The organism is Longimicrobium terrae (assembly GCF_014202995.1).
GTDB lineage: Bacteria > Gemmatimonadota > Gemmatimonadetes > Longimicrobiales > Longimicrobiaceae > Longimicrobium > Longimicrobium terrae.
On record NZ_JACHIA010000009.1, the window covers coordinates 70,030 to 88,709 of the forward strand.

General features: G+C 69.8%; 17 protein-coding genes. 6 read left to right on the forward strand and 11 right to left on the reverse strand.

Going from position 1 to position 18,680, the window contains the following annotated elements; all coding sequences use genetic code 11:
* Nucleotides 1-261 precede the first annotated feature (261 nt).
* The 5 genes from HNQ61_RS15445 to HNQ61_RS29605 all read right to left on the reverse strand — a co-directional run bounded on the left by HNQ61_RS15445 (nucleotide 262) and on the right by HNQ61_RS29605 (nucleotide 4,860).
* Nucleotides 262-1,122, reverse strand: coding sequence for a fructosamine kinase family protein (locus HNQ61_RS15445; protein WP_170034967.1), 861 nt, complete (start codon nucleotides 1,120-1,122; stop codon nucleotides 262-264).
* Nucleotides 1,119-1,649 (reverse strand): arsenate reductase/protein-tyrosine-phosphatase family protein, encoded by a 531-nt coding sequence (locus tag HNQ61_RS15450; RefSeq protein WP_205761539.1) that lies wholly within the window; start codon nucleotides 1,647-1,649, stop codon nucleotides 1,119-1,121. Before HNQ61_RS15450 ends, HNQ61_RS15445 begins: the two co-directional genes overlap by 4 nt.
* Nucleotides 1,646-2,977 (reverse strand): LysM peptidoglycan-binding domain-containing protein, encoded by a 1,332-nt coding sequence (locus tag HNQ61_RS15455; protein ID WP_170034966.1) that lies wholly within the window; start codon nucleotides 2,975-2,977, stop codon nucleotides 1,646-1,648. The genes HNQ61_RS15450 and HNQ61_RS15455 overlap by 4 nt, the downstream gene beginning before the upstream one ends.
* On the reverse strand, nucleotides 2,977-3,678 hold the full coding sequence (locus tag HNQ61_RS15460) for a DedA family protein (protein ID WP_170034965.1): 702 nt from the start codon (nucleotides 3,676-3,678) through the stop codon (nucleotides 2,977-2,979). Before HNQ61_RS15460 ends, HNQ61_RS15455 begins: the two co-directional genes overlap by 1 nt.
* Before the next feature lie 111 nt (nucleotides 3,679-3,789).
* Entirely contained in the window at nucleotides 3,790-4,860 is a 1,071-nt protein-coding gene (locus tag HNQ61_RS29605) for a polysaccharide deacetylase family protein (protein WP_170034964.1), read from the reverse strand.
* Between the two features lie 528 nt (nucleotides 4,861-5,388).
* Here HNQ61_RS29605 and moeB point away from each other — a divergent pair.
* The 3 genes from moeB to HNQ61_RS15480 all read left to right on the forward strand — a co-directional run bounded on the left by moeB (nucleotide 5,389) and on the right by HNQ61_RS15480 (nucleotide 7,879).
* Entirely contained in the window at nucleotides 5,389-6,558 is a 1,170-nt protein-coding gene (moeB, locus tag HNQ61_RS15470; RefSeq protein WP_221239695.1) for a molybdopterin-synthase adenylyltransferase MoeB, read from the forward strand.
* 77 nt (nucleotides 6,559-6,635) lie between these two features.
* On the forward strand, nucleotides 6,636-6,890 hold the full coding sequence (locus HNQ61_RS15475) for a hypothetical protein (protein ID WP_170034962.1): 255 nt from the start codon (nucleotides 6,636-6,638) through the stop codon (nucleotides 6,888-6,890).
* Between the two features lie 20 nt (nucleotides 6,891-6,910).
* Complete coding sequence (locus HNQ61_RS15480) at nucleotides 6,911-7,879, forward strand: threo-3-hydroxy-L-aspartate ammonia-lyase (RefSeq protein WP_170034961.1); 969 nt, start codon at nucleotides 6,911-6,913, stop codon at nucleotides 7,877-7,879.
* A 499-nt stretch (nucleotides 7,880-8,378) separates the two neighbouring features.
* On the opposite strand, the gene HNQ61_RS15485 is transcribed toward HNQ61_RS15480, so the two are convergent.
* Nucleotides 8,379-10,334 carry a YfbK domain-containing protein gene (locus HNQ61_RS15485; RefSeq protein ID WP_170034960.1) on the reverse strand — a complete coding sequence of 652 codons (1,956 nt, stop codon included), beginning with the start codon at nucleotides 10,332-10,334 and terminating at the stop codon, nucleotides 8,379-8,381.
* A gap of 602 nt (nucleotides 10,335-10,936) precedes the next feature.
* Here HNQ61_RS15485 and HNQ61_RS15490 point away from each other — a divergent pair.
* On the forward strand, nucleotides 10,937-11,332 hold the full coding sequence (locus tag HNQ61_RS15490) for a BlaI/MecI/CopY family transcriptional regulator (RefSeq protein ID WP_170034959.1): 396 nt from the start codon (nucleotides 10,937-10,939) through the stop codon (nucleotides 11,330-11,332).
* Nucleotides 11,333-11,336: 4 nt separating this feature from the next.
* Complete coding sequence (locus tag HNQ61_RS15495) at nucleotides 11,337-12,932, forward strand: M56 family metallopeptidase (protein WP_170034958.1); 1,596 nt, start codon at nucleotides 11,337-11,339, stop codon at nucleotides 12,930-12,932.
* 142 nt (nucleotides 12,933-13,074) lie between these two features.
* Here HNQ61_RS15495 and HNQ61_RS15500 read toward each other — a convergent pair whose 3' ends face one another.
* Nucleotides 13,075-13,392: a helix-turn-helix domain-containing protein gene (locus HNQ61_RS15500; RefSeq protein ID WP_205761537.1), complete on the reverse strand. Its 318-nt coding sequence runs from the start codon at nucleotides 13,390-13,392 to the stop codon at nucleotides 13,075-13,077.
* 125 nt (nucleotides 13,393-13,517) lie between these two features.
* On the opposite strand from HNQ61_RS15500, the gene HNQ61_RS15505 reads away from it, so the two are divergent.
* Complete coding sequence (locus HNQ61_RS15505) at nucleotides 13,518-13,883, forward strand: VOC family protein (protein WP_170034957.1); 366 nt, start codon at nucleotides 13,518-13,520, stop codon at nucleotides 13,881-13,883.
* A 288-nt stretch (nucleotides 13,884-14,171) separates the two neighbouring features.
* On the opposite strand, the gene ettA is transcribed toward HNQ61_RS15505, so the two are convergent.
* The 4 genes from ettA to HNQ61_RS15525 all read right to left on the reverse strand — a co-directional run bounded on the left by ettA (nucleotide 14,172) and on the right by HNQ61_RS15525 (nucleotide 18,578).
* Nucleotides 14,172-15,857 (reverse strand): energy-dependent translational throttle protein EttA, encoded by a 1,686-nt coding sequence (ettA, locus tag HNQ61_RS15510; protein ID WP_183685705.1) that lies wholly within the window; start codon nucleotides 15,855-15,857, stop codon nucleotides 14,172-14,174.
* A 364-nt stretch (nucleotides 15,858-16,221) separates the two neighbouring features.
* Nucleotides 16,222-16,509, reverse strand: a complete 288-nt coding sequence (locus HNQ61_RS15515) for a pinensin family lanthipeptide (RefSeq protein WP_170034955.1) — start codon at nucleotides 16,507-16,509, stop codon at nucleotides 16,222-16,224.
* Between the two features lie 372 nt (nucleotides 16,510-16,881).
* Entirely contained in the window at nucleotides 16,882-17,163 is a 282-nt protein-coding gene (locus tag HNQ61_RS15520) for a pinensin family lanthipeptide (protein WP_170034954.1), read from the reverse strand.
* Between the two features lie 782 nt (nucleotides 17,164-17,945).
* On the reverse strand, nucleotides 17,946-18,578 hold the full coding sequence (locus HNQ61_RS15525; RefSeq protein ID WP_170034953.1) for a shikimate kinase: 633 nt from the start codon (nucleotides 18,576-18,578) through the stop codon (nucleotides 17,946-17,948).
* Nucleotides 18,579-18,680 lie beyond the last annotated feature (102 nt).

An 18,680-nucleotide genomic window follows, 5' to 3' on the forward strand; every position in this document is an offset into this window, starting at 1 on the left:
CGCCGAGGCCACGAGTCTGATCCGTACCCCGCCTGCCGGGCACTCCGCATCCACCGTGGCAAGATCCTTCGACTTCGCGCCACAGTTGGGCGCCGCTGATCGTCCGGCGAGGCGCTCCGCTCAGGATGACAAAACTTCGGCGGAAGGATCAGCGTTGCGGCCGCTCACGGCGACGGGCTCCGCTCAGGGTCATACAAGCTGACGCGCGGAGAAACCCCAACCGCTTCGCTGGATTCCTCTATCGACCGGGACGGCGCTGCTTCACGAGACGGTGCGGAGGACGCTGGCGGTCTGGGGGACGTAGCCGCCGCCGAACAGGTTCACGTGCGCGAGCAGGTAGTAGAGTTGATAGACGGCGCGCCGCTCGGCGTACCCCGGCGCCAGCGGCCACGCCTCGCGGTACGCCGCCCGGAACCGCGCGCCGACGCCGCCGAACAGCTCCGCCATCGCGAGGTCCACTTCGCGGTGGCCGCGGTACACGGCGGGATCGATGAGCGCCGGGCCGGCCGCCGTGGCCAGCACGTTTCCGCTCCACAGGTCGCCGTGCAGCAGCGACGGCCCGTCATCCTCCGCGGCGGCGAGGAGGCCGGGAAGGAGGTCCAGGAGGCGCGCCCACTCGTTTTCCGTCGCGGGGAGGCGGCCGGAGCGGCGGGCGAGCTTCAGCTGCGGCTCCATCCGCCGAAGGCGCCAGAACGCCGCCCACGACGGCTCCGCATCGTTCGCCTGCGGCAGCGAGCCGATGAAGTTGGCTTCCTCCCATCCCCAACCCGACACGGGCGTGCGGTGCAGCGCCGCCAGCCCGCGGCCCAGCCGTTCCTCATCCGCCACGGCTGGTTCCAGCCACTCCAGCGCGAGCCACGCGGGGACGCCCTCCTGCGCGTCGGCGCGCGCGAGCACGCGGGGAACAACAAGGCCCGCGGCGGCGCGCCGAAGCGCATCCAGCCCGCGGGCCTCCGCCGCGAACATCCCCGCCGGCGAGCGCGGGTGATACTTGATGAACACCGGCCCGTCCGCCGTGCGCACCCGCGCCGCGTGGTTGATGCTGCCGCCGCCCACCGGCTGAGCGTCGAGAATGCGGCCCAGCCGCGCCTCCACCGCCGCGCGCAGCCCGCCTGGGATCATCCCAGCCCGTGCTCGCGGACGATATGCTCCAGCAGGCCGCTCACGCCGCGCTCCACGATGTCGTGCACCTCGTCAAAGCCGCGCTCCCCGCCGTAGTACGGATCCGGCACGTCGCCGTGGCCGGGATCGGAGTCCCACTCGCGCAGCCGGTGCACGCGCGCGGTGCCGCCGGCGCGTTCCTCCAGCACGCGGATGCCCTCCAGGTTTTCCGTATCCATCGCGATCACGTAATCGAACCGGCGCAGGTCCGCGGGGGTGAGCGCGCGGCTGCGGCCCTCCAGCGTAATCCCGCGCCGCAGCGCCGTTTCCGCGCTGCGGCGGTCCGGCGCGGCGCCGCGATGGTAGCCGGAGGTCCCGGCGGAATCGATGACGAACCGCTCCTCCAGCCCGCGCTCGCGCACCTGGTGGCGGAATACGGCTTCCGCCAGCGGCGAGCGGCAGATGTTGCCCATGCACACGAAGAGCACGCGGATGCGCTCGTCGCGCGAGCCGGGCAGTTCCATCTCTTCCTGCACCGGCGCGCTCACCGCGGGACCGGGGGGATGACCAGCCGCTGGCCGGTGCGCACCTGATCCGTTTCCAGCTTGTTGGCTTCGATGATGGCGTCGCGCGTGACGCCATACTGCCGCGCGATGCCGAACAGCGTCTCGCCCGCCGCCACCGTGTGGGAGCGCGAGCCGCGCGGCGCCGCGGGCTGGCTGGGGCGCGCGGGCGTGGTGGCGCCCCCGCGTGCCGGAGCAGGCGTCGTCCCGCCGCTGCGGGCAGGAGCGGGCGTGGACGATGCGCCGGAGCCGGAGCCCGCACGCGTGTCGCGGGCGTTGGCGGGAAGGCGAAGCACGTCGCCGGTGCGCACGTCTTCCCAGTCCAGGTCCGGGTTCACCGCGCGGAGCTGCGCCGTGGTGATTCCGTACCGCCGCGCGATGCCGTAGAACGTTTCGCCCGCGGCCATGCGGTGCGTGCGGGGCGCGGCCGTCGTGCGCGGACGGGCCGTGTCGCGCGCGGCGGGGCGGCGCGTGCCCGCCGTGTCCGCGCGGCTTCCCCGGCCGATGACGACCGTGTCGCGCGGCGCATTCCGTCGCGCCGCGCTGTCCCGGGCCGCCGTCCGCCGGGCCGCCGAATCACGCGCGGCGGTCGTGGTGCGCCGCGTCGCTGCCGTGTCGCGAGACGTGTTGCGACGCGCGGCTGAATCGCGGGCGGCGGCAGCTGCGCGGCGAGTGGCGGCCGTATCGCGAGACGTGTTGCGCCGAGCCGCACTGTCGCGCGCAGCCGTCATGGCGCGGCGAGTGGCGGCCGTATCGCGAGACGTGTTGCGTCGAGCGGCCGAATCGCGTGCGGCAGTTGTCGTCCGGCGAGCGGCAGTGTCCCGAGCCGCGGTTGTGGTGCGACGAGTCGCGGTATCGCGTGCCGCAGTCGTGGTGCGGCGAGCGGCGGTGTCGCGTGCCGCCGTTGTTGTCCGACGAGCCGTTGTATCCCGAGCGGCAGTCGTGGTCCGGCGAGCCGTGGTGTCGCGGGCAGCGGCGGCGGCGCGGCGGGCGGCGGCGGTGTCGCGCGCGGCGGTGCGGGCGGGCGCGCTCACCCACACGGCGGAGTCGCGCGGCGGACGGGTGGAAACGGCGCCGCTGGACTGCACGGCGAACGGTCCGCTCGTCCCCTGCGCCCGCGTGAACGGACCGGGGCCGGGCACCGTGTCGGCATCGGCGGATTCCGCATCCGCCGAATCGCGATCCACGATCTGCACGGTGTCGCGGGCCGGGCGCGCGGGCGTCTTCTGCGCGAACAGCTCGCCCGGAGCCGCGAGGGCCAGGGCGAGCAGAAGTGCGGAGGCGGAACGGATGAACATCAACCGATTGAACATCAGATGCGGGGCTCGGTGCCGGTCGCGTCGGCCACGTCGCCGACGGTGCGCGAGCGGCGGTGCTTGAGCCACTCCAGGAACGGCGGCAGCAGCGAAACCAGAATGATGCCGATGACGACGTACTCGAAGTTGTGCTGAATCACCGGAATGTTGCCGAAGAAGTACCCGGCGAACAGAAACAGCGTGATCCAGATGACGCCGCCGATGACGTTGAACGTAAGGAACTTGGCGTAATCCATCTTGGACGCGCCCGCCACGAACGGCGCGTACGTCCGCACGATGGGAATGAAGCGCGCCAGGATGATGGTCTTGCCGCCGTACCTGGCGTAGAAGCCCTCCGTCTTGCGCAGGTACTCCAGCTTCATGACCCGCGCTTCTTCCTTGAACACCTTGGTGCCCACCGCGCGGCCGATCTGGTAGTTCACCGAGTCGCCCACGACCGCGGCGATCACCAGCACCAGCCAGAGCAGCAGGATGTTGAGCGCGGGCTCGCCGGGCATGTTGTTGGCCGCGGCCGTGATGGCGCCCGCGGCGAACAGAAGCGAGTCGCCGGGCAGGAACGGCGTCACCACCAGCCCCGTCTCGGCAAAGATGATGGCGAACAGGATGACGTACGTCCACGCGCCGTACTGCCGCAGCAGTTCCGCCAGGTGCACGTCCAGGTGCCGGAAGTAGTCGAACATCTGCGCAAGAAAGTCCATCCGTCACCGCCATCCAGAGAAAAATCCCGCCCTCGCCCGGAAGCCCCTTCCGGAAGAACGGGAATGGTATCGGCGGCGGGGGTGGGATTCAAGGATGATGCTGAATCCGCATCATCGTCCCGCCCCCGCCGAAACGTACGCGCCGTCCGGTTCCAGCCGCCGCACCGTCCGCTCCACCACGTCGCGGTGCGCGATCACGCGGTCGATGCTGTGCCCGTCGTACGCCGGATCGCGCGGGCTCACGCTGGGCCCGCCCGACACCTCCAGCACGGCGTCGTGCGCGTACCGCACCGTCTGCCCCGTGCGGGGATCGCGCCACGAGCCCGCCCACGCCAGCGGCCGCGTCTTTGGCCATATGCCCAGCGGCAGCGCCAGGGTGCGCACGCGGTAGCCGGGAACCGCGCTGTCCACGGCCATCTGCAGCCGCGCGATCTGCTCCTGCACGTACGCGTCGGAGTACTTGTCGAGGCGCGCGTGCCAGACGGTGTGGTTGCAGATTTCAAAGCCCTGCTGGGCCAGAAACTTCATCTTGGGATAGCGCCATTCCGTCTTCTGCCCCTTGATGCCGCCGCGGCCGAAGAAGGCGCCGCCCGCGTCGCCCGCGCTCAGGACGCAGAAGGTGGCGGCGTTGCGCCATCCCGGGTGCGTGCGGGTGAACTCCGTCCAGATCCCCACGGCGCTGTTGGGGTCGATGGACAGCGTTCCGTCGGCGGATTCCACGTAGCTGAACTGCGTAGGATCGGCGTCATCGAACACGGCGGCAAAGGCACGATAGCCGGCGGGGAGCACCTGGTCGATGCGGCGGTCGTGCATTTCCGCGACGGTGACGGGGCGATAACCGGCGTCGTACAGCACCTGCAGGTCGCGGCGCAGGGCCTCGGGCGGATGGTGGAACTCAGTGGGGCCGGCGCGGATGACGTGGTATTCAAAGACGGGCACGCGCCCCATGCTGTCCGGCGTGTACGGCCCCCGCGGCAGGCGCGATGCCGCCGCCGTCGCGGAATCCGCCGCATCCGCGGGACGGGCCGCCGCCGAATCCGCGCTCGCGGCCGTCGCCGCCTTTCCCGCCTCGCGAGGCGCATCACCCCCGCATCCCGCCATCGCCTGCACCGACAGCCCCATCGTCAGCACCCGCATCGCCATCACCCGCCGCATTACCGCTCCCCGTTCGTCATTCGCCACATGCCTCATCCACCGATCCCGGCTGGAGGATGGTTCCTCTGCGCGCATCGTGCCTCGCGGGCGGAAAGCCCCCCATCTGTTCCCCCGCGCCCCTCCGCCACCCCCGCGTCCTCCGCGTGAAACGGTGTTGTCGTTTGCGGGGCGTGGGGCTTGGGGCGGCGCGGAGGTGCTGGGGCCAAAAAGTGGAGGCGCAGTTCGATCATCGTCGGCGAGATCCGCCATCCAGGAGCGAATGAATTCGCCGCTGGAACAGCACGAAGTCCGCCTGCGCGGACTGTGGCGGCAGCTGTGGTGCGTCGCGCGAAATTGGCTTGGCGGATGGTAGATCCTTCGGTCGCGCAAGGCTTCGGCGCGGCGGACGATTCGGCGCACGCTCTCTCAGGATGACATGGGGTTGCGGTGAGAGATGGGGCGTGACGCCCGGCTCCGCCTGACGCGCGCTCCGGCGCGGAGGTACGCGGAGGTACGCGGGGAACGGGCGCGACGGCTTGCCCCGGGGCGGGCGGGCCGGGTAACGTGGAGGGCATGATGACCGACGACACGCTTCCCACGCTGGGCGCGGACGAGACGCTGCGCTACAGCCGGCACCTGATCCTGCCCGAAGTGGGCCCCGCGGGACAGCGGCGCCTCAAGGCCGCGCGCGTTCTGCTCATCGGCGCGGGGGGGCTGGGGTCGCCCGCCGCGCTGTACCTGGCGGCGGCCGGCGTGGGCACGCTGGGGATCGTGGACTTCGACACGGTCGACGAATCCAACCTTCAGCGGCAGATCATCCACGGCACGGCGGACGTGGGGCGCACCAAGCTGGATTCCGCCACGGACCGCATCATCGGCATCAATCCCCACGTGCGCGTGGAGCCGCATTCCGTGCGGCTGGAGTCGGCAAACGCGCGGCAGATCATCCGCGGCTACGATGTCGTCATCGACGGAAGCGACAACTTTCCCACCCGCTACCTGGTGAACGACGCCTGCGTGCTGGAGGGAAAGCCGTGCGTCTACGGCTCCATTCTGCGCTGGGACGGGCAGGCGTCCGTGTTCTGGGCGCAGCGCGGGCCGTGCTACCGCTGCCTGTTTCCCGAGCCGCCGCCGCCGGGCTCGGTGCCGTCGTGCGCGGAGGCCGGCGTGTTCGGCGTGCTGCCTGGCATCATCGGCAGCGTGCAGGCGCTGGAGGCGCTGAAGCTGATTCTGGACACGGGCGAGCCGCTCATCGGCAGGCTCTTGCTGTTCGACGCGCTGCGGATGAGGTTCAGGGAGATGCGGCTGCGGCGCGACCCGGCCTGCCCCGTGTGCGGCGACAATCCCACCGTTCGCGAACTGATCGACTACGAGCGCTTCTGCGGAATCCATCCGCCGGGCGCGCCAACGGATAACGAGATGATCCCGGAAATCACCCCGACGGAACTCAAGCAGCGGCTGGACCGCGGCGACCGCCTGACCATCATCGACGTGCGCGAGCCGATGGAGTGGGACATCGGCAACCTGGAGCCGCAGGGCGCGCGGCTCATCCCCCTGGCGCAGGTGCCCGAGCGGCTGGACGAGATTTCGCCCGACGAGGAGATCGTGCTGCAGTGCCGCTCCGGCGCGCGCAGCGGCCAGGCGCTGCAGTACCTTCAGGCGCAGGGCTACGAGCGCGTGCTGAACCTCAGGGGCGGCATTCTGGCCTGGTCCGACGAGGTCGATCCCACCATCCCCAAGTACTGAGGGGTTCACTGCGCGTGGAACGCCTCACGGAAGCGCCGTGAGGGCCGATCATCCCTGAGCCCGCGGATGGAGGACCGATGCACAGAACCGCGAAAACCGCCGTAGTGCTGGCCATGATCGCGCTCGGCCTGGTGCTCGTGCTCGACGTTCTCTACTTCGCGAACGGCTCGCTGGAGATGTTTCCGACGGAAGCGGACCACCGTACCGTCCGGACGGCCACCGGCATGCTGGCCGTCCTCCTCGTGACCGCGCTGGCCGGCCTCGGGTGGATCTTCCGGCTTCTGATCCGGCGTCCCGGGCGATCCGCTCCCGAATCCGCATGGACACGTTGATTTCCCATCTCATGAACCCGATGTCCGAAAACCCGATCCTGCCCACCGCGGCCGACGTGCACGCCGCGGCGGAACGGCTGCGCGGCAACGCCCACCGCACGCCGGTGATGACGTCGCGCACGCTCAACGAGCGGTTCGGCGCGGAGTTCTTCTTCAAGTGCGAGAACCTGCAGCGCGGCGGATCGTTCAAGTTCCGCGGCGCGTTCAACTCCGTCTCGGCGCTCACGGCGTCGCAGCGGGCGCTGGGCGTGCTCACGTACTCGTCCGGCAACCACGCGCAGGCCGTGGCGCTCACGGGCCGCATCCTGGGCGTGCGGACGGCCATCGTGATGCCGGACGACGCGCCGCAGTCCAAGATCGAGGGGACGCGCGGCTACGGCGGCGAGGTGATTCTGTACGACAAGCACAAGGAAACGCGCGAGGAGATCGCCATCACCCTGCAGGCAGAGCGCGGAATGACGCTGCTGCCGCCGTACGACCACGCGGGGGTGATCGCCGGCCAGGGCACCGCCGCGCTGGAACTGCTGCACGACGTGGCGGGATTGACGGTGATGATGACGCCCTGCGGCGGCGGCGGGCTGCTGAGCGGAACGGCGCTGGCGGCAAAGGACGCGGTTCCCGGCATCCGCGTCGTCGGTGTGGAGCCGGAGCTGGCGGATGACGCCACGCGATCGTTCCGCACCGGCACGCTGCAGACGGTGCGCAATCCGCCGACGATCGCGGATGGGCTGCGCACGCCGGCGCTGGGACAGCTCACCTTTCCGCTGATCCGCCAGAACGTGAGCGAGATGCGCACGGTGTCGGAAGAGGCGATCGTGGAGGCGATGCGGTTCTTGTGGACGCGGATGAAGATCGTGGTGGAGCCCTCCGGCGCCGTTCCGCTGGCCGCCGTCATGAGCGACCCGGACGCGTTCCGCGGCGAGCGCGTGGGGATGGTGATTACCGGCGGCAACGTGGACCTGGCCAACGCATTCGCGCTGCTGGCATAGTTCCCCGCGGGGGATGAACGGCGCGGGCATGGTGGATGTGGGGGAAGACGGGCGACTGAAGTCGCGGCAATAACGGCGCAAAGTCCGCCTTCGCGGACTGCGGCGGACGGTCCTGCGCGGTCGGCGAAGTTGGCTCGTGCGGAAAGCAGATCCTTCGTCGGCGCCACGGTTCGCCGCGTCGAAAGGCGCGGCCGGCGCCTCCTCAGGATGACGCCATTTGGCGTTGCAGGCGGAGAAGAGACAACGCATTAACGCGACGGCGTCATCATGTGGGATCACAAACCCGCTCTCCCCGGCGCCGGGCCGTGTGCGCCACCGGCGTCATCCTGAGGGAGCGTGCACCGCCCGTCCGCGGCGCCGTACTCGTGCGCGACCGAAGGATCTACCATCCGCGTGAGCCAACCGTCCGGCCCGCATCATCGCCGCGGCGGCGACAACAGCAGAGCGGCCCTCCGGCACAGTGCCGGAGGGCCGCTCGTCATCCATCCATCCCCATCACCTACCGGTCACCATCCCCGCCGCTCGCCGCGGACGGCCTGCGGGGGAGCGCGGCATAGGCCTCAACCATCCGCACGAACTCGGTGCGGTAGCCGTCCGCGTCCGGGCCGGTGGCGCCGCGGGCCAGCCGCAGCACATCATCCACGCTGCTGCGCCCGCGGTGCTCCGACGTGCGCAGCAGCATTCCGAATTCCGCCACGGCCGCGGCGAAACGGAAGTTCTCCGACGACCGGGCTCCGCCGTCCCGCGCCTGCACCGCGTGCGACAGCAGCCGGCTCTGCTCCCCGTCCGGCAGCTTGTAGCGCACCTTGACGTTCATCATCTCCCGCCCGAAGCGGCCCACGGGCTCCATCCCCACCCGCTGGTAGCGCAGCGAATCCACCCCGCCCATTTGCACGTCGCTGTCCGCGCCCACGGGAACGATCTCGTACAATGCCGTCACCGTGTGCCCGGCGCCCATCTCGCCCGCGTCCTTGCGGTCGTCGTTGAAGTCCTGCGCCGCCAGCATGCGGTTTTCGTATCCGATCAGCCGGTACGCGTACACCCGCGCCGGGTTGAACTCCACCTGCAGCTTCACGTCCTTGGCCAGCGTAAACAGCGTCCCCGCCCGCTCGCTCACCAGGACGCGGCGCGCCTCGGCGATCTCATCCACATAGGCGTAGTTGCCGTTCCCCTTGTCCGCCAGCTGCTCCATGCGCGCGTCGGCCAGGTTGCCCCGCCCGAAGCCCAGTACCGTCAGAAACGTCCCCTGATCGCGCTTTTCTTCGATCAGCCGCACCAGCTCGCCCTCGCTGCTGACGCCCACGTTGAAGTCGCCGTCCGAGGCCAGGATGACGCGGTTGTTGCCGCCCGGCATGTGGTTGCGGCGCGCCACGTCGTACGCCAGCTGAATCCCCGCCGCGCCGGCCGTGCTGCCGCCCGCGCTCAGCCGGTCGATGGCGGCCAGGATCACGTCCTTGCGGTCGCCGGGCGTGGCGTCGAGCACCAGTCCGGCCGCGCCCGCGTACACCACCAGCGCAATGCGGTCCCGCGCCGTCAGCTCGCCCACCAGCAGGCGCAGCGACTCCTGCACCAGGGGCAGCTTGTCGGGCGAGCTCATGGAGCCGGACACATCCACCAGAAACACCAGGTTGCTGGGCGGCAGGTTGCGCGTCTCGGGCATGCGGCCCTGCAGCGCCACCTGCACCAGCTGGTGGCGCCGGTTCCACGGGCAGTCGCCCACCTCGGTCACCACGCCGAATGGATGCTCGCCGCGCGGCGCCGGGTACGCGTAGGTGAAGTAGTTCACCATTTCCTCGATCCGCACGGCATCGGCGGGCGGCGCCTGCCCGTCGCGGATGAAGCGGCGCACGTTGCTGTACGACGCGCGGTCCACGTCGATGGAAAACGTCGACAGCGGGTCGCGCGCGGCGGCCAGAAAGACGTTCTCCTGGATGTGGTTGTACTCCTCGGTGTTCATGGGCGCGTCGGCGATGCGGGCGCCCGCCACCTTGCCCTGGATCACGCCACCCGCGGACACGGGGATGTTTTCCACCGCCACAGCCGATACCGAGAACGGCACCCGGGCACGCGACGCCGGGGTGGCGTGTCCCGTGACCACCAGTTCCTCCAGCATCAGAACCTGCGGCGCCAGCACGAAGTCCTGCGTCAGCTGTGCGCCCGCCGTGACATTCAAGGGGCGCCTCACGGATGTCATCCCGACGCGCGACGCGGTGATGTTCACGCTCATGGTTCCGCGGATGCGGGCACCGGGAATGGTGAGCCGGTACGCCCCATCCGCCGCCGTCATGGCACCCACGTTCAGTGCTTCGATGCGGACGAGCACGCCGGCCTCAGGCTGGCCCGCGGTGTTGGTCACCCTGCCCGTGATGACCGCGGGTTCCTGCGCCCGGGCCAGCACGGGCGCAAGCAGCAGCAACAGCAGCACGGGCAACGCACGAACGATGTTTCGCACCATGGTTCCTCCCGGAAGGCAGGGGCGGGGCGCCCGGAGTGAGCGGCCCCACACAGACAACGCCGCGAGCACTCCGAATTCGCACACCCTGCGGGCCCGGGTTTCCGCGCCAGTGCTAGGCTTTTAGCAGGATGATGGACAGCAGGGCGCGGGCGCGGCCCCGGCGCGCTTCGGAAGGTTTGGCTCGTGCGGAAGGCAGATCCTTTGTCGGCGCCACAGTCCGGCGCGTCGGACAGCGCGGCCGGCGCCTCCTGAGAATGACATGGTTGGATGCCGCACCAAGTTACCACGCCCGATCATGTCATCCTGAGGGAGCACGGGCGCGCTCTCCACGGCGCTGAACCCCGGCGACCGAAGGATCTGCCATCCGTGCGAGCCAACCGTCCGTTGAAAGAAACAGCCGCGCCGGGAAACAGCGCGGGAAAGGCCGCGGACGCTCCCCGCAAACAGGATGATCGCGCGTACACCGAAACACAACGACCGCGTGATCAGGCCATCGCCCGTCACCGCCCTTGACCCGGCGTGCACCCGTCCCTAGCGTACGGACTTGCAGACCGCCGGCGGATCCATCGCCCGGCAGGCCCCTTCCGTCCGTACCGGATCGCATGCCCAAAAGCACCAGCAACGGCTCCGACCTGAGCCGCCGGGAGCGCCAGATCATGGACGTGGTGTATCGCCTGGGAAAGGCGAGCGTCAACGACGTCCTGGACCGCATTCCCGAACCGCCCAGCTACTCCGCCGTGCGCGCCCTGATGCGCATTCTGGAGGAAAAGGGGCACCTGAAACACGAGCAGGACGGTCCCCGTTACCTGTACCTTCCCACCGTTCCCCGCGAGTCCGCGCGGGTCAACGCGCTGTCGCACATGGTGCGCACCTTCTTTGGCGGATCCACCGAGGCGGCCGTAGCCGCGCTGCTGGACGAGTCGCAGAGCCGCATCAGCGACGCCGAACTGGACCGCATCGCATCCATGATCGACCAGGCGCGCACCCAGGGCCGGTAGCCGCATGAGCATTCCCCTTCCCGCCTCCGCCGACGCGCCGTGGCTCGCCTCCGCCGTGTGGCTGGTGGCGCGCGGCACGGTGCTGCTGGCCGCCGCCGCGCTGCTGGCCTCCGCGCTGCGCGGACGATCCGCCGCGTCGCGGCACCTGGTGTGGGCGCTGGGACTGGGCGGAATGCTGGTGCTTCCCGCGCTCACGCTGGCGGTGCCGCACTGGGAAGTGCCGTTCGTTTCGGTGGATGCGGAGCGGTTCGGCGCCTCCGCGGGCGCGGGCGCGGCGGGCGGCCTCTCGTGGGGCGCCGTGGCGCTGGCCGTGTGGATGACGGGCGCGCTGCTGGTTCTGGCGCGCACGGCCGTGGGGATGCTGGCCGTACACGCCATGGGCCGCCGGTCCACCCGGGTGACGGACGGCGTGTGGAACGACCGCCTGAACGCCGCCCGCGCGGAACTGGGCCTGCGCGAGCGCGTGCGCCTGCTGCGGGCGCCCGGCGCCGCCATGCCGATGACATGGGGCATTCTGCGCCCCACGGTGCTCATTCCCGCGCAGGCGGATGCGTGGTCGCCGGAGCGCGCCCGCGCCGTGCTGCTGCACGAGCTTGCGCACGTGGCGCGGCGCGACTGCCTGTGGCAGACGGTGGCCGGGCTGGGCTGCGCGGCGTACTGGTTTCACCCGGGCGCGTGGTGGGCCGCGCGCCGCATGCGCGAGGAGCGCGAGCAGGCCTGCGACGACCGCGTGCTCGCCGCCGGCACCCGTGCCTCGGAGTACGCCGGGCACCTGCTGGAGGTGGCGCGTGCCTTTCGCCCGGGCCGCCTGGCCGCCGCCGCCGCGGTGGGGATGGCCGGCCGCTCGCAGCTGGAAGGCCGCGTAATCGCCGTCCTCGACGGCGCGCGCGCTCGCGGAGCCGTGGGTGCGCGCGCGGCGCTCCTCTGCTGCGCGATGGCGGCCCTGGCGCTCTTTCCGCTGGCGGCCGCGTCCCCGTCCATCCAGCAGCCTCGCGTGCTGGCGGAACAGCCGGTCGCGCCGCGCAGTCCGGCCGCCGCGCCGCCGCGGACCGCCGTTCCCGAAGCGGCGGCCGGGACGCGCGTGGCCGTGGCGCCGCAGCCCGCCCCCGTGCGGAAACGCGAGCCGGTGCGCGCCACCGCTCCCCGCCGCGCGCCCGCGCCGGACGACGCCGCCGCGCGGGTGGCCGCTGCCAGCCCGGAGCTGTTCACGGGCGACGAGGCGACCATCGCCGCGCTGATGCGGGCCGCGCGCGACGTGGATCCGCAGGTGCGGCGCAGCGCCGTGTGGGCGCTGGGGCAGATGGATGACGGGCTGGTGGTCTCGCCGCTGCTGCGGTCCATGTCGGACCGCGACCCGCGCGTCCGCAGCACCGCGGCCACGGCCATCGGCGAGTACGCCACGCGCCAGCGGCTGACGGGGATCGCCGCGCGCCCGGTTCCCACCGGCACCGGCAACGACATTCAGCCGCCGCGCACGGGGCGCTCGGACCTGCAGCCGCCGCGCCGCGACCTGGGCCAGCGCATCCTGGCCGGCCTCACCGCCGAGGTCGACACCCTCCCCTCCAGCTCCATCGGCGCCTCGCCCGATACGGAGATGTAGGACGCGATCGATTGTTGATCTCAAGAAACAGAAAGGCCGCTCACTGGAGCGGCCTTTTCTTTTCATCGATCAAACCCGTCCAGCCCAGCCCGGCGCACACTGCACAGCATCGCGCGATCCGGATGCTTCCCCGTTCGCGTCGTCAGGCGCCACCGCCAGCGACGGCGCGCGCCCACGGCCGGTGCACGCGGTATAGCGGGACGGCGGTGATGGATTCCCGCGCACTGTCGATCAACTGCCGCGCCGACAGGTGCGCCAGCGCGTCCTGCACGCCGCGCCGGGACAGGCCGGTGCCTTCGGCGATCGCGCGCAGGCTGATTGCGGCCTCCTCCACGCCCTCGCCGCGCGTCCGGCGCCACAGAAAGAGGTAGACGAGGAACGCCGACGGCTGGTGATCGTGCCCGACCAGATCCAGCATCAGCGTATCGAGCACGTACGCGTCCAGTTCGATCACCGGCACGGCGCTTCTCCGGTCAGGGCGGCTGTGGCAACGGATGCCATAGTATCGAATACACGCCTTGTCCGTCCAGGGCGCCGCCATTTCATTGATCGCATTAATGCCCACCCTGAACCGGAATGGCAGACATGATCAAGGCCGTGAAGTTCGTCAGCGTGTACGTGACCGACCAGGACGCCGCGCTGGATTTCTACACGCAGAAGCTCGGGTTCACCATCGTCACCGACCAGCCGATGGGCCCCGGCGCGCGCTGGATCGAGCTGCGCATCCCCGGCGCGGACACGGGCGTCGTTATCGCGAAGCCGATGATGGCGGGGCAGACAGTCGGCGGATTTCAATCCTTTGCTTTTACAGCCGACGACGTGCAGAAGACGTACGACGAACTGGTCTCGCGCGGCGTGGCGTTCGAGGCGCCGCCCAAGGCCGAGGCGTGGGGCACGAGCGCGAAGTTTACGGACCCTGACGGCAACCTGTTCCTGATCTCCAGCCGCTAAGGCGGAGAAATGCGCGCGGCCTCGACACTCCTGAGCGGATGAAGCCGCTCTGAACGCGGAAAGCCCCGACACGGCGGCGATTCGCACGCCGGGTCGGGGCTTCAGAACGTGATCAGACAAAGCTCGGTTGAAGCCCCGATCACGGACGCGACAGCGGCCGTGAGTCGGGGGTTACCGCTTCTTGAGCGGCGGATTCATCCGCTCAGGAGATCCGGCCGCCGCGTCTGCCTTCCCAGCACCAACGACGGATGCTGCCCGAGCCGCGCGCCCGGGCAGCATCGGAATCCATCACGCACGCACGAGCTTCTTGTACTTGATGCGGTGCGGGATGTCGGCGGCGGCGCCGAGGCGTCGCTTCTTGTCGGCCTCGTAGTCCTGGTAGTTGCCCTCGAACCACACCACCTGGCTCTCCCCCTCGAACGCCAGAATGTGCGTGGCGATGCGGTCCAGGAACCACCGATCGTGGCTGATGACCACGGCGCAGCCCGCAAAGTCCAGCAGCGCCTCTTCCAGCGCGCGCAGCGTGTCGACGTCCAGGTCGTTGCTGGGTTCGTCCAGCAGGATCAGGTTGCCGCCCTCCTTGAGCACCTTGGCCATGTGCACCCGGTTGCGCTCGCCGCCGGAAAGCGTCTTCACCATCTTCTGCTGGTCAGATCCCTTGAAGTTGAACCATCCGCAGTACGCGCGGCTGTTCACCTTCAACCGGCCGAGTTCAAGCTGCTCGGCGCCGGCGCTGATCTCCTGCCATACCGTCTTTTCGCCGTCCAGCGTGTCGCGGCTCTGGTCCACGTACGCCAGCTTCACGGTCGACCCCACCTTGAGTGCGCCGGCGTCCGGGTCTTCCTTGCCGGTGATCATGCGGAACAGCGTGGTCTTGCCCGCGCCGTTGGGCCCGATCACGCCCACGATGCCGCCGCGCGGAAGCCGGAAGTTCATGTTCTCGAACAGCAGCCGGTCGCCGAAGGCCTTGCTGACGTTGTCGGCGATCACCACGTCATCGCCCAGGCGCGGCCCGGCGGGGATGATGATTTCGGCAGTGGAGGTGCGCTCGCGCTGGTCGGCGTTCAGCAGCTGCTCGTAGCTCTGCAGACGGGCCTTGCTCTTGGCCTGCCGCGCGCGGGGCGCCATGCGCACCCACTCCAGCTCGCGCTCCAGCGTCTGCTGGCGGCTGGAGGACTGCTTCTCCTCCTTGCGCATGCGCTCCTGCTTCTGCTCCAGCCAGCTCGTGTAGTTGCCCTTCCAGGGAATGCCCTCGCCGCGGTCCAGTTCCAGAATCCACTCCGCCACGTTGTCCAGGAAGTAGCGGTCGTGGGTGATGGCGACGATGGTGCCCGTGAACGCGGCCAGGTGGTGCTCCAGCCACGCCACGGATTCGGCGTCCAGGTGGTTGGTGGGCTCGTCCAGCAGCAGGATGTCGGGCTCTTCCAGCAGCACCTTGCAGAGCGCGACGCGGCGCTTTTCACCGCCGGACAGGTTGTCGACGCGCGCGTCGGGGGCCGGCAGGCGCAGCGCCTCCATGGCGATTTCGATCTTGCGGTCCAGCTCCCACAGGTTGCCTGCGTCGATGGCGTCCTGCAGGCGGGCCTGCTCGTCCAGCAGCGCGTCGTAGTCGGCGTCGGGCTCGGCGAAGGCCATGTTGACCTCCTCAAAGCGGCTCAGCACACCGCGCTGCGCCTTGACGGCCTCTTCCACGTTGCCGCGCACGTCGAGCGCGGTATCCAGCTCCGGCTCCTGGGCCAGGTAGCCGATGCGGGTGCCTTCGGCCGCCCACGCCTCGCCGTTGAAGTCCTTGTCCACCCCGGCCATGATGCGCAGCAGCGAGCTCTTGCCGCTGCCGTTGCTGCCCACGACGCCGATCTTGGCGCCGGGGTAGAACGACAGCCAGATGCCCTTGAGGATCTCGCGGTTGGGGGGAACCACCTTCCGCAGTTCCTTCATGACGTAGATGAAGCGCGACGTATCTGTATTGCTCATGGCGTTCTTCTGGTGGCTTCGGTCCCGTGGATCAACGGCGGACAATCTATCAGCCGGGTCAACGCCGGGGCAGAGGGCGCGGGGGGCCGGCTCCACGGCGGCCCCCACCCGGGTTCGCATTACTCACCCACCCTCCCCCAAAAAAGACTGGGGGAGGGTTGGGCGGGCTGAAAGTCCGGCGCGGGAAGCGGAGTTGGGCGCGGCGGTGAATATCTGGAGCGGATGAATCCGCCGCTCCAACGGCGCAAAGCCCCGACACACCGCGCTGCACGCGATGTTCGGGGCTTCAACTGCTTGGGTGGATACCGACTTCAGCTCGCAGCCGCGCGGGTTCAGCCGTCTTCGGGCAAGCCGGCCGGAGCGATCAGGGAAAGCAGAGATCGCAGTTGGTGAGCACGATGGTCTGCAGTTCGTGGGTGGTGTTGCATCCGCCCGTGCACCGCGCCGAACCGCAGGCCGCGCTGCAGTTGTAGCACGTCTGCGCGTTGCAGGTGGGTTCGCAGGTACAGGTTGCTTCGGCGGTCTGGTCTGCGTGGCAGAGTTCGTAGTACGCGGTGATGTTGGCGCGCACCGTTCCCGCCTCGCCCTCCCCGACCGACGGTGTGAAGGATTCCACCGCGAGATCGTCGATTTCCAGCTTCAGCTTTCGCATTCCGCTACCCTCGTGCAAGGATGAAACCCTGATCCGGCGCGGTTCACCGATGACCCACCGGACAGCCGGCGCATCCATGAGTCCTCAATCCACGTTGAAGTCTCAGGATGAACCTGCGTGCCCAACCTATCCTTTGAAGACGAGTTGCGGAAGAAACGGCAGCAGCCCGGTGCGGGAGCAATTGAAGTTGCCGCGACAACGGAAAGCCTCACGGTACGGCTACAGGCTTCATCTGCGTGAACGCGATGTCGTCGGGTCGATGACTTGAGGCGGATCGCCAGCTTCCGGAGCGTCTGGGCTTCGCCACCCGGCAAGCGGCAAACCCCGGACGACGCGGGCGCCGTCCGGGGCGTCAGGTGCGGGGCTGCTCGATCAGCAGTACTCGCAGTTCGTCATGGGGAACGACTGGCGTTCGCAGATGCGCGGATCATTGGTGCCGCAGTTCGCCGTGCCGCATGCCGCGCTGCAGTTGTAGCACGTCTGCGCGTTGCAGGTAGGCTCGCAGGTACAGGTTGCTTCGGCGGTCTGGTCTGCGTGGCAGAGTTCGTAGTACGCGGTGATGTTGGCGCGCACGGTTCCCGCCTCGCCCTCCCCGACCGCCGGCGTGAACGATTCTACCGCGAGATCGTCGATTTCCAGCTTCAGCTTCCGCATTCGCCTACCCTCGTTCATGGATGGAGAGCCTGATTCCGCGCGGCTCACCGATGGAACCGCTCCGGACCCGAGCAGGCGCACCCCGCGAGTCCAAAACCCACGCCGGGGTTCCAGGACGCACCCGCCCGCTCAACCTATCCTTTTGAGACGAGTTGCGGAAGAAAGCACAATCGTCGGTAGGCGGGTCTCAGCGCGGCCCCCACCCGGGCCGGCACCACCGGCCCACTCCTCCCCCGCGAGAGCGAATGAATCCGCCGCTCAAACAGCGGAAACCCCCGACACCGGCCGCTGGCGCGTCCGGTTTGGGGCTTCAACAGCGCCGTTGGTGTGCGACCTGCGCCGCAGTTCGGTTACGCGATGAAGTCTCCCTTTCTCCCGCGGAGCGGGGGAGAGGGCCGGGGAGAGGGGGCCTCTCCGCGCATCGGCACGATCCGGGGCGAGATGAAGTTGCCGCCCTCCCCTCTCCGTGCGGCAGTTTGCACGGGGAGGGGCCGGGGGGAGGGGCCTCACACCGTCCGCCCACGCCAACTCATCCACAACGCACGGCACTGGTGTGTGCTCCCTCTCCCACATCCGTTCGTGGGAGAGGGTCGTCGTGCGCAGCACGCGGGGTGAGGGCCCCAGCCCGCGGCCACACGTGACCTCGCAGCAAGCATCCAATCCTCCCCGCCCGCCCTGTCCCGCCCTGTCCCGCCCTGTCCCGCCCTGTCCCGCCCTGTCCCGCCCTGTCCCGCCCTGTCCCGCCCTGTCCCGCCCTGTCCCGCCCCGTCCCGTCCCGCCGCCTACGCCGACGGCGACCGCCGCCGTTCCCGCGGCTCGTTGGGGTCGTGCGGGGCGCGCTCATCGACGAGCGGAAACGGAATCAGCACCTCGCGCCGCGTGCGGATGATGGTCTCCAGCTCGAACGCGATCGCTTCCGGCGTGCGCCCCTCCGCCGGAATCGACACATCCGCCAGGCGGTACAGCGGGTCGCGCTCCGCCAGCATCCGCGCGATCATCGCGCGCGGATCGGGGTGGCCGCGGAACGGGCGGTCGATCGTATCCGCGCGCAGGCGGCGCACGGTTTCATCCACCGACACGCGCAGCCAGGCCGAAAGCGTGGTCGCCCCCAGCACGTCCAGCTGCTCCGGGCGCAGAATCCATCCGCCCCCCGGCGCCAGCACCAGCCCGGGGCGCGCGGCCGCCTCGTCCGTCAGCGCGGCCTCCATCCGCCGGAAGACGTCTTCGCCGTCGGTGGCGATGATCTCCTTGACGGTGCGCCCTTCCCGCTGTTCTATCTCCACGTCAAAATCCAGAAAACCCCACTCCAGCCGCCGCGCAAGCGCCTGCCCCACGGTGCTCTTGCCCGACGTCATGTATCCCAGCAGCACCACCCGCTCGATGACCAGCGCGGGGGGCAGTCCGGTTTCGCTCACGTCAACGCTCCGTCTCGGTTCACGGGGGATTCTTCGCCTGGACGGACGGGCAGATTGCGGGCCGCGCGCCGGACCTGCATGATGACCGAATAAAATCCGAAC

Coding starts and splice junctions, on each gene's coding strand:
- HNQ61_RS15475 (WP_170034962.1), top strand. CDS start 6,636: ATGCACAGAACCGCGAAAACCGCCGTAGTGCTGGCCATGATCGCGCTC.
- HNQ61_RS15495 (WP_170034958.1), top strand. CDS start 11,337: ATGAGCATTCCCCTTCCCGCCTCCGCCGACGCGCCGTGGCTCGCCTCC.
- HNQ61_RS15480 (WP_170034961.1), top strand. CDS start 6,911: ATGTCCGAAAACCCGATCCTGCCCACCGCGGCCGACGTGCACGCCGCG.
- HNQ61_RS15515 (WP_170034955.1), bottom strand. CDS start 16,509: ATGCGAAAGCTGAAGCTGGAAATCGACGATCTCGCGGTGGAATCCTTC.
- HNQ61_RS15445 (WP_170034967.1), bottom strand. CDS start 1,122: ATGATCCCAGGCGGGCTGCGCGCGGCGGTGGAGGCGCGGCTGGGCCGC.
- HNQ61_RS15520 (WP_170034954.1), bottom strand. CDS start 17,163: ATGCGGAAGCTGAAGCTGGAAATCGACGATCTCGCGGTAGAATCGTTC.
- moeB (WP_221239695.1), top strand. CDS start 5,389: ATGACCGACGACACGCTTCCCACGCTGGGCGCGGACGAGACGCTGCGC.
- HNQ61_RS15485 (WP_170034960.1), bottom strand. CDS start 10,334: ATGGTGCGAAACATCGTTCGTGCGTTGCCCGTGCTGCTGTTGCTGCTG.
- HNQ61_RS15490 (WP_170034959.1), top strand. CDS start 10,937: ATGCCCAAAAGCACCAGCAACGGCTCCGACCTGAGCCGCCGGGAGCGC.
- HNQ61_RS15505 (WP_170034957.1), top strand. CDS start 13,518: ATGATCAAGGCCGTGAAGTTCGTCAGCGTGTACGTGACCGACCAGGAC.
- ettA (WP_183685705.1), bottom strand. CDS start 15,857: ATGAGCAATACAGATACGTCGCGCTTCATCTACGTCATGAAGGAACTG.
- HNQ61_RS15460 (WP_170034965.1), bottom strand. CDS start 3,678: ATGGACTTTCTTGCGCAGATGTTCGACTACTTCCGGCACCTGGACGTG.
- HNQ61_RS15455 (WP_170034966.1), bottom strand. CDS start 2,977: ATGTTCAATCGGTTGATGTTCATCCGTTCCGCCTCCGCACTTCTGCTC.